Origin of the sequence: Kitasatospora sp. NPDC004799 (assembly GCF_040609095.1) — a bacterium.
GTDB lineage: Bacteria > Actinomycetota > Actinomycetes > Streptomycetales > Streptomycetaceae > Kitasatospora.
This window is the reverse complement of sequence record NZ_JBEXJK010000345.1, coordinates 1-9,022: the sequence shown is the minus strand read 5'-3', so window position 1 is coordinate 9,022 and position 9,022 is coordinate 1. Positions and strand designations below refer to the sequence as shown.

The window sequence follows — 9,022 nt, the reverse complement described above, 5'->3', positions numbered from 1 at the left end:
GGTGACGCTGGCCCAGGAGGCGGACTGGGACTCGTACCGCAAGGGCTGGACCGAGGGCAAGTACCAGGCGTACTGGACCATCCCGCCGAGGCCGGAGCTGCCGGTGCCCACCACGGTGCCGACGAACGCCCACTGCCCGCCGCTGCAGGCCATGACGTACGACGGCTGCCGGCCGATCGGCCCGGTCATCACCCTCCAGCCCGTGGTGAAGCCGACCGGCTGAACAGGGCCTCCGGGGCGCGTTGTCACAGGTGGGGCCTAGGGTGCGGCGCATGAACGTTCCCGAGGTCATCCCGATCCGCCACGAGCCCGGCTACCGCACGGACACCATCGGCCGGTGCGAGGGCGGGCAGTTCTTCGCCTCCGTCACCGCCGCCTTCCCCGAGGGGTGGAGCGGCGACGACTGGCAGCCGCGGAAGCGCTGGTACGCCGTGCTGCACCGGTTCGACGAGGCCGGCGCCCACCTGGACTCGCGCATCGAGTTCACCGGCACGACGGCGGACGGCGAGCGGCAGGCCGTCGCCGCGGCCGAGGCGCTGCTGGAGGAATGGCTGGACGCCCTGCCGGGGCGCCGCTACCAGGACATCGTCATCGCGCCCTTCGAGGTGCACTTCGAGGGCGCCCTGTTCGGCCTGGTCGTGGAGGTGGACGACGAGGAGGAGGACGAGGAGGACCGCGTCCGGATGGAGTTCTACCCGGACTGGCTGGGCTTCGCCGCCCCCTGGGACGGCAGCTACGACACCTGAGCACAAGCGGCCCCCGCGGCCCTGCTCCTCGCTAGGCTCGGCGGTGCCGGGGTCTCCTGTGGGAAGTCGGGGTGTGCGCATGCTCGGGTACGACGCGGACGGGTTCGTGCGGGACGGGGTGCCGCACCGGCTGGTGGCCGGGGCGGTGCACTACTTCCGGGTGCACCCGCGGCTGTGGGAGGACCGGCTGCGGCGGGTCCGGGCGCTCGGGGTGAACACCGTCGACACCTACGTCCCCTGGAACTTCCACGAACTGCCCGACGGGACGGTCGACTTCACCGGCTGGCGGGACGTCGGCCGGTTCGTACGCCTGGCCGGCGGCCTCGGCCTGGACGTGATCCTGCGCCCCGGCCCGTACATCTGCGCGGAGTGGGAGTTCGGCGGCCTGCCCGCCCGGCTGCTGGCGGTGGACGGGCTGCGGCTGCGCTGCGCGGACCCGGCGTACCTGGCCGAGGTGGACGGCTGGTTCGACGCGCTGGTGCCCGAACTGCTGCCGCTGCTGGCGAGCCGGGGCGGGCCGGTGGTCGCGGTGCAGGTGGAGAACGAGTACGGCAGCTACGGCGACGACGCCTCCTACCTCGCCCACCTGCGCGACGGCCTGGTGCGGCGCGGGGTGGACTGCCTGCTGTTCACCACCGACGGCGCCCACGACACCATGCAGCAGGGCGGCGCCATCCCCGGCCACCTCACCACCGCCACCTTCGGCTCGCGCGCCCCCGAACGCCTGGCGCTGCTCCGCCGCCACCAGGGCGAAGGCCCGCTGACCGCCATGGAGTTCTGGATCGGCTGGTTCGACCAGTGGGGCCTGCCGCACCACGTCCGCGACCCGAAGGAGACCGCCGCCTCCCTCGACGAACTGCTCGCCACCGGCGCCTCCGTCAGCCTCTACATGGCCCACGGCGGCACCAGCTTCGGCCTGTGGTCCGGCGCCAACCACTCCGGCGCCCACCCGCTGGACGCCGGCTACGAGCCGACCGTCACCAGCTACGACTACGACGCGCCGATCGGCGAGGCCGGCGAGCTGACCGAGAAGTTCCACGCCCTGCGCGAGGTCATCGGCCGCTACCTGCCGCTGCCGGACGGCGAACTGCCCGCCCCGCTCCCCCGGGTGGCCCCGCAGCGGCTGGAACGGGCGCAGGGGCGGGTGCCGCTGGCCGCGGCCCTGGACGCGCTGTCGCAGCCGCTGCGCCGCGCCGCGCCGCTGCCGATGGAGCAGGTCGGGCAGGACCGCGGCCTGATCCACTACCGCACCCGCGTGCCCGGCCCGCGCCCCGAACTGCCGCTGCGCATCGACGGGTTGGCCGACCGCGCGCAGGTGTTCGCGGACGGCCGCCCGCTCGGGGTGCTGGAGCGCAACTCCCCCTGCGCGACGCTCCCGCTGGCCAGCGGGCCCGACGGGGTCGTGCTGGACATCCTGGTGGAGGCGCTGGGCCGGGTGAACTACGGCCCGCAGATGGACGACCGCAAGGGCATCACCCGCGGCGTCTCGCACGGCCACCAGCGGCTCTTCGACTGGCAGATCCGGCCGCTGCCGCTGACCGACCTGTCCGCCCTGCGCTTCACCGCGGACGACGCCGGGGCACCCGGCGAGGCACGCGACGGCGAGCCGGCCTTCCACCGCTTCACCGCCCAACTCCCCTCCCCCGCCGACGCGTTCGTCGCCCTGCCCGGCTGGGGCCGCGGCCTGCTGTGGCTCAACGGCTTCCTGCTCGGCCGCCACTGCGCCGCCGGCCCCCAGCACACCCTCTACGCCCCCGCCCCGCTGTGGCGCGCGGGCGGCAACGAGCTGGTCGTGCTGGAACTCGAACGCCACGGCACGGCCCTGGAGTTGCGCGACACCCCCGACCTCGGCCCGGTCACCCCGGCCCCCAGCTCCGAGTACTGACCGAACCCGCCGGTCCGTCACCGCGCGGCCAGGGACCGGGAGACAGACCCGGGGCACGCACGGTACGACCACGGCCCGAATCGCCGGCTCCCCGCGGCAGCCGGGACCCGCGTCCTCATCCTCACCACCTTCGACCTCGACGAGTACGTGTACGGCGCGCTGCGCGCCCGGGCGACGGGGTTCCTCCTCAAGGACACCTCCCCCGAGGTGCTGCTGGAGGGCATCCGGCACCGTCGCCGCCGGGGAGTCCCTGCTCGCCCCCTTCGGCCACCCGCCGCCTGATCGCCGAGTTCGCCCGCCTCCCCCACGGACACCGCGCGCCCGGCTCCTCGCTCCAGGACTTCACGGAACGCGAGGTCCTGGTGCTGGTGGCCCGCGGCCTCTCCAACGTCGACATCGCCGAGTACCTCCACCTCAGCAACGGCACCGCCAAGACCCACATCGGCCGCCTGCTGAGCAAACCGCACCGCCCGGGACCGCGCCCAACTGGCGATCAGCGCCTACGAGTCGGGCCTCATCACCGCCGCCCATCAACGGACCGACCGATGAGCGGGCCGGCCCCGGCGCAGCACGAGAAGTCGGCCCCGCCGACTTCCTGCTCCGCATCCCGAGCACGTCTTCGCCCAGATGAAGGCTTGGAAGATCCTGCGAGACTGCCGCCTCAAGGGCGATGGGGTCTACCGCGCCGTACTCGGCATCGCCCGACTCCACAACCTCCTCCTCACCAGCCCGCACGGTTACCTCGCTAAGGTGCGACCGTGGAAGAAATCCCCTGGTTCGAGCACGACAAGGACGACCTGCCCCTCGCGCAGCAGGAGTTCGCGGCTGTGCTTTCCGCGCGCGCGAGTTCCTGGCCGGTGGACCCGCTCGACACGGTCCTGCTGCCCGCGTGCCACACCTGGTTCGGCGAGCTGCTGGCCTATCTGGACATCGGTGACCCGGAGCGCCACCGCGGCGTGCTGACCATCGGAGCCCACTACGACGGCACCACAGTGCGCGCGGACAAGCTCCATAACCAAACCTTCGGTCGCCCCGACGCACCCACGGAGTTCACCTTCGCCGCAACCGGCAACCCCACGGAGGTGGCGCACCGAACGGCCGACTGGTTCGAGGCGGTCCTCGCGCGGCCCCTGGTCCGCCGCGAGTGGCTGCACGAGGGGAAGGTCTATGCCCTCCGCTACGAGTACGCCGACAACGGGCGAGGTCTCAGTGAGGGCTTCGAGACGCCGCTCGCCCCGCCTGAGCTGCAAGCACGTTTCGCGGCTGCGGGCGTCGACCGCGGACGTGGCCGGATCAACCGCGCCGGCCTGGGCGAACCCGACCGGGTGGTCCATGTCCGAGGCATGAAGTCCACGCCGTAGTTACGGGACAGCCCTTATTGGGCGTTTCGTTCCTGGTTGTCGAGGTCAGGTTCCGTGCCAGATAGGGGTGGTTTCGCCGGTGAGGCGGCGGGTCATGAGGCTGATCATCGCGACGTGGATCATGGCTTCGGATCTGGCGGGGAGGGCTTCGTAGTCGCGGGCGAGGCGGCGGTGGTTCATCAGCCAGCCCAGGGTGCGTTCGACGATCCAGCGGCGGGGCTGGACGGCGAACCCTTTGGTTGCGGGGTCGCGAAGGACGATTTCGACGTCGATGCCGAGGGTTGCGCCGTGTTCGATGACGGCGTTCTTGTATCCCATGTCGGCCCAGGCCTTGCGGATGGTGGGGTGGTCGGCGGCCACCCGGGTCAGCAGCTGTCGGCCGGCGGTGCCGTCGTGATCGACAGCCACGACACCTTGGTCATTCACGTCACCCGGCGGGGACTGTTCGCGGGGAGCCGCCGGGAGGCCCAGCTCCTGGCGGAGACGTTCGACGGGCAGACGAACCGGCTCCGTATCCATCCCGTTGCCTGATCCGGCGGACCCGGGCTCGGTCGGCCCCGGGGCGGTGCCCCCCGGGGCCGTGTTCCCTTGGGGCGGGTCAGTCCCACCAGAAGGACCACTGGTGGGCGCCCACCAGGAGTTCGGCGTACGCGGTGAGGGTGCCGGTGCCCTGGAAGACCAGGTCGGGGCAGAAGGCGGTGTGCTCGGCGGCGAGCGGGAGGGCCTCGGCGAGCGTGGCGGGCGGTACGGGGACGCTCAACTCCAGGGTGTCGAAGCCGACTTCGACGACCTGGGCGCCGAAGCGGCGCTCCCAGTCGGCGAGCACGGCGGCTATCTGGCCGGTGCCGGCGTGGTTCGCCGGGCCGCCCCAGCCGCAGGCCGTCAGCGCCTCGGCGCCGCTGCCGGCCCGGACCAGGCCGAGGCGGGCGCCCTTGTGCCGCAGCACCTCGGCCAGTTCCCGGGCCTCGGTGCCGGCGGCGCCGTCGGGGACGGTGGCGGCGGGGGCGGTGCCGGGCCAGGTGCGGCCGTAGGGGGCGAGGGTTTCGTCCAGGATCCCGGCGTCCTCGTCCACCTCCTCGTCCACCTCCTCGTCCCCGTCGACCTGCTTCCACCAGCTGCGCAGCAGCGCCTCGGGGTCGTGGCGGGAGGACTCGGAGGCGTCGGTGGGGTGGAGCTCGCCGGACAGCCAGGGCCGGTAGTCGGGGTCGGTGCGGTCCAGCGGGGTGAGCAGCAGCGGCCACAGCCCGGTCTGCGGGTGGGCGCGGTGCAGCTGCCGCCACAGCCCGGCGGGGGCGGGGGCGTCGCTGATCCACAGCACCGGCTGCCGCCCGTCGTCCTCGGCGACCAGTCGGCCGGGCGGCAGGTCGACGGGCAGGGCGGCGAGGGCGGCGGCGAGGTCTTCGTACTCGGTCATGCGGCCCACCGTAGGGGCGGGCACCGACAGCGGGCGGCGGCCACCGGTGGGCGGCGGGTGGCCACCGCCGGGGCCTGGCCGGTGCCGGGCACCCCGTCAGGAGCACGGCACCATCGCCCGGGTGCCCCGGCTGCCCGTGCTCCCTGGGCCCGTCGGCGGCGCCGCCGGAGCTCCCCACCGGTTCCCGCCATCGCGCCGAGGGCAGCGGGGCCGCCCGGGGAGCGGACGCAGACCCACAGCGGAGACGGCGGAGGCGAGCCGGTCGAGGGCGATCGGCGCGGTCCTCAGGGGCCGAACGCAGGTCGGCGGCGGCGAGGTTGAAGGCGGCGAGCCGGGCCAGGGGCAACGCCGCCGGCGCCGTCAGGACCAGAGCAGCCCCGCCCGCGTCTGCCAAAACGCCCCCGCCACCTCCGCCATCACGTCGAGGGCAGCGAAGCCACCCGGGGCCGAACGCAGGTCGGCGGCGGCAACGTTGAAGGCGGCGAGCCGGGCCAGGGGCAACGCCACCGGCGCCGCCAGGACCAGAGCAGCCCCGCCCGCGCCTGCCAAAACGCCCCCGCCACCTCCGCCATCACGTCGAGGGCAGCGAAGCCACCCGGGGCCGAACGCAGGTCGGCGGCAGCGAGGTTGAAGGCTGGTTGGCCGAGGGTGGCGGCACCGGGAAAAGTGCAGCACGGTCACCGGGCGTCGGACACAGACCCACGGCGGCAGCGGGGAGAGCGGTGAACTCCTCGGGCCCGGACGCAGACCGGCGGCAACGAGCCGGGCCAGGCCAGGCAACTACGTCCCCGCCCCCGTCAGGACCAGGGCAGCCCCGCCCGGGTCTGCCAGTACGCCTCCGCCGGCTGCGCCATCGGGGCGAGGGCGGCGAGGTCGTCGGGGGTCGGGTGCAGGGTGGCGGCGGTGAGGTTGGAGGTGAGCTGGGCGGGGGTGGCGGCGCCGGAGAGGACGATGTCGGCCCAGGGCTGGGCGGCGGCCGCGGCGAGGGCGAGGGCGTCGGGGGTGGTGCCGGTGCGGGTGGCGAGGGTGCGCAGCGGGGCGGCGTCGGGGCCGGTGGCGTTGCGGCCGGCCAGGCGGCCGTTGGCCATGGCCTCCTTGACGACGACCAGCCAGCCCGCCGAGTGGGCCTCGGCGAGGGCGGGGGCGGCGGAGGTCTCCAGCAGGTTCCAGGTGGTCTGGACGGCGGTGAACAGCGGGCGTCCGCCGGTGGTGACGGCGAGGGCGCGGCGGATGGTGTCGGCCTGGGCGGGGCCGCTGGTGGACAGGCCCACCCGGACGCCGTCGGCGGCGAGGGCGGCGAGGCGGTGGTGCAGGGCGGGGTCGGTGAGGGCGGGGCTGTCGGGGGTGACGGAGTGGACCAGGTAGACGTCCAGGTGGTCGCCGAGCAGGGTGCGGGTCTCGTGGATCTGGCGGTCGTAGACGGCCGTGGAGTGGTCCTTGACCTCGTGGGCGGCGACGCCGCTGGTCCGCCAGCCGGCGGTGTAGGTGTAGCCCCACTTGCTGCCGACCGTCACCTCGGCCGCGGCCTGCGGGTGTTCGGCGAGCCACTGGCCGAGGAACTCCTCGGCGCGGCCGTAGGAGCGGGCGGTGTCGAGGTAGCGCACGCCGGCGGCGTACGCGGCGTCGAGCAGGGCGTGGGTGCGGGCGCGCAGGGCGTCGACGGTGCGTTCGGCGGGCAGGTCCGCGTCGCGCCCGAGGTTGATGTAGCCGGGCCGGCCGACGGCCGCGGTGCCCAGGCCGAGGCGCGCGGGGTGCGGGCTCGCGGCGGGGGCGGGGGTCGCGGGGGCGGCGGGGTCGGTCGGCATGGCGTGGTCTCCTCGGGCGCGGCGGTTCTCACCTGGGACTTTAGCCGCGCGGCGTCACCTGGCGGCGACGGTGTCGCGGATCCAGGGGGCGTGGGCGGCCACGTCGGTGTACAGGCCGGGGCCGCCCGCGCAGGGCACGCCGGGGGCGCCGGGGCCGGAGGTGGTGCCGATCAGTTCCCAGCGGCCGCCGCGGCCGCGCTGGATCTGGGGGCCGCCGGAGTCGCCGAAGCAGGCCATGGCCTGGGGGACGCGGCTGAGGGTGCACAGGCGGGTGGGGTCGGCCCAGCCGGGGGCGCAGTCGGCCGGGGTGCCGATGCGGGTGGGCAGTTCCTGGAGGCGGTCGGGGAAGACCATCCGCTGGTAGTCGTGGGTGTCGACGACGGTGCCGAAGCCGAGCAGCCGGGTGGGGGTGCCGGGGGTGCCGGGGTGGTCGGCGATGCGGATGGGCTGCTGGGGTGCGGGGCGGTCCAGGTGGACCAGGGCGAGGTCGTTGCGGTTGGGGCCGGTGGTGCCGTCGCCGAACGCGAAGCCGGGGTGGACGACGACGCGGTCGACCGCGCGGACGGTGCCGCCGCTGTCGCGGTGGGCGCTGCCGATGCGCACGGTGCCCTTGAGGGTCAGTTCGGTGTCCGGGTCGCCGACCACGCAGTGGGCGGCGGTCAGCACCCACTGGCGGTCGATCAGGGTGGCGCCGCAGGAGCCGTCGGCGAGTTGGGCGGCGCTCAGCGGGAGGGTGGCCATGAAGGGGTAGCGCTCGGTGGAGTCGCGGCCGTTGACGATGGCCGAGGCGCTTCCGCTCATGGCGGTGGCGCCGAGCCCGGCGGCCAGGGCGGCGACGGCGGCGGCCCGGGCGGCGCGGCGGAGGGTGGTACGACGGCGGGTGGTACGGGAGGGCACGGGTGACGGCCTTTCGGTTCGGCTTGCTGCGGACACGGAACAGCCAACCCCGTGCCCGCCCGCCGCGACACCCGGCCAGCGGGCGGTTCCGACCTGGGGTTGTCCCCCGGTCGCGCGCACCGGTTACCGGGTGGCCCGCCGGACCTCCCCCGGTGGCGGTGCCGCCGCGGGGGCCCCGGCGCTCCTGGCCCGGCCGGGCACGGACCCGGGCACGGACCTAGGCACAGCCCCCGGCACGGACCGGGGCCCGGCCCCGGGCACGGCTCCGGGCACGGCTCCGGGCACGGGCGCGGGCTCGGGCCAGCCCGAGGAGGAGGTGCGGACGGCCTGGACAGGCGCGGCGATCGGCTCCTCCAGCGCGCGGGCGGCGCGCACCGGTGCCGCGGCCGGGGCGACGGCCTGGTCCAGGCGCAGCACGAAGTTGACGTAGTCGAGCGGCTTTCCGGGCCAGTGGCAGTCGTTGCTGGTGAGCAACTGGCTGCGCAGGCCGTCGTGTTCGGTGAGCGGTCCGGGGGTGGTGCGCAGGTTGGGCTGCCAGCTGCGCCCCCACAGGAGGTGCTCCAGGGAAAGCGTCCAGCTCTCCTCGTCCACCTCGATCGCGGCGCCGACCCGTCCGGGCAGCACCCGCAGCCCGTACGCGCCGCGTACGACCGCCCGCTGGTCGAAGTCGGCGCTCTTGCCGACCACGGTGATCCGCCACGCGCCGTGGAACCTGAGCACGCCTGCCTCCTGACGCCTCGGCGCCCGCTCCGGCAGAGGGCGCCCCCGTCCACGTCTACGGCCCGGGTGCGTCCCCCGGCTCAACGCGGGAGGGCGTGGGCTGCCTGCGGTGGGCGCCGCCGGGCCGGCCGTCCCCGGGCATGGGCCGGGGCCCGTACCGCCTGTGCGGTACGGGCCCCGGTGCCGGCCGCGAT

Annotated in this window: 8 protein-coding genes and 3 pseudogenes; 6 read left to right on the top strand and 5 right to left on the bottom strand. The window is 74.9% G+C overall.

Annotated elements, in window-relative coordinates; all coding sequences use genetic code 11:
- The 6 genes and pseudogenes from ABZW03_RS31475 to ABZW03_RS31450 form a co-directional block, all read left to right on the top strand.
- On the top strand, positions 1-223 hold a 223-nt coding region (locus tag ABZW03_RS31475; protein ID WP_355265811.1), incomplete at its 5' end, for a hypothetical protein.
- A gap of 49 nt (positions 224-272) precedes the next feature.
- Positions 273-746, top strand: coding sequence for a hypothetical protein (locus ABZW03_RS31470; protein ID WP_355265808.1), 474 nt, complete (start codon positions 273-275; stop codon positions 744-746).
- A gap of 79 nt (positions 747-825) precedes the next feature.
- Positions 826-2,631 carry a beta-galactosidase family protein gene (locus ABZW03_RS31465; RefSeq protein WP_355265805.1) on the top strand — a complete coding sequence of 602 codons (1,806 nt, stop codon included), beginning with the start codon at positions 826-828 and terminating at the stop codon, positions 2,629-2,631.
- A 362-nt stretch (positions 2,632-2,993) separates the two neighbouring features.
- A pseudogene (locus ABZW03_RS31460) lies at positions 2,994-3,038 on the top strand (hypothetical protein); the annotation flags it as partial.
- A gap of 202 nt (positions 3,039-3,240) precedes the next feature.
- A pseudogene (locus ABZW03_RS31455) lies at positions 3,241-3,354 on the top strand (IS5/IS1182 family transposase); the annotation flags it as partial.
- 35 nt (positions 3,355-3,389) lie between these two features.
- Complete coding sequence (locus ABZW03_RS31450) at positions 3,390-3,992, top strand: hypothetical protein (RefSeq protein WP_355265802.1); 603 nt, start codon at positions 3,390-3,392, stop codon at positions 3,990-3,992.
- Between the two features lie 45 nt (positions 3,993-4,037).
- On the opposite strand, the pseudogene ABZW03_RS31445 reads toward ABZW03_RS31450, so the two are convergent.
- The 5 genes and pseudogenes from ABZW03_RS31445 to ABZW03_RS31425 all read right to left on the bottom strand — a co-directional run.
- Positions 4,038-4,364, bottom strand: a pseudogene (locus tag ABZW03_RS31445) (transposase); the annotation flags it as partial.
- Between the two features lie 226 nt (positions 4,365-4,590).
- Positions 4,591-5,406 carry a DUF4253 domain-containing protein gene (locus ABZW03_RS31440; RefSeq protein WP_355265799.1) on the bottom strand — a complete coding sequence of 272 codons (816 nt, stop codon included), beginning with the start codon at positions 5,404-5,406 and terminating at the stop codon, positions 4,591-4,593.
- 797 nt (positions 5,407-6,203) lie between these two features.
- Positions 6,204-7,211: an aldo/keto reductase gene (locus ABZW03_RS31435; protein ID WP_355265796.1), complete on the bottom strand. Its 1,008-nt coding sequence runs from the start codon at positions 7,209-7,211 to the stop codon at positions 6,204-6,206.
- A gap of 54 nt (positions 7,212-7,265) precedes the next feature.
- The gene (locus ABZW03_RS31430) at positions 7,266-8,108 is read right to left on the bottom strand and encodes a serine protease (RefSeq protein WP_355265793.1); all 843 of its coding nucleotides are present in this window, start codon (positions 8,106-8,108) and stop codon (positions 7,266-7,268) included.
- Positions 8,109-8,231: 123 nt separating this feature from the next.
- On the bottom strand, positions 8,232-8,828 hold the full coding sequence (locus ABZW03_RS31425; protein ID WP_355265790.1) for a hypothetical protein: 597 nt from the start codon (positions 8,826-8,828) through the stop codon (positions 8,232-8,234).
- Positions 8,829-9,022 lie beyond the last annotated feature (194 nt).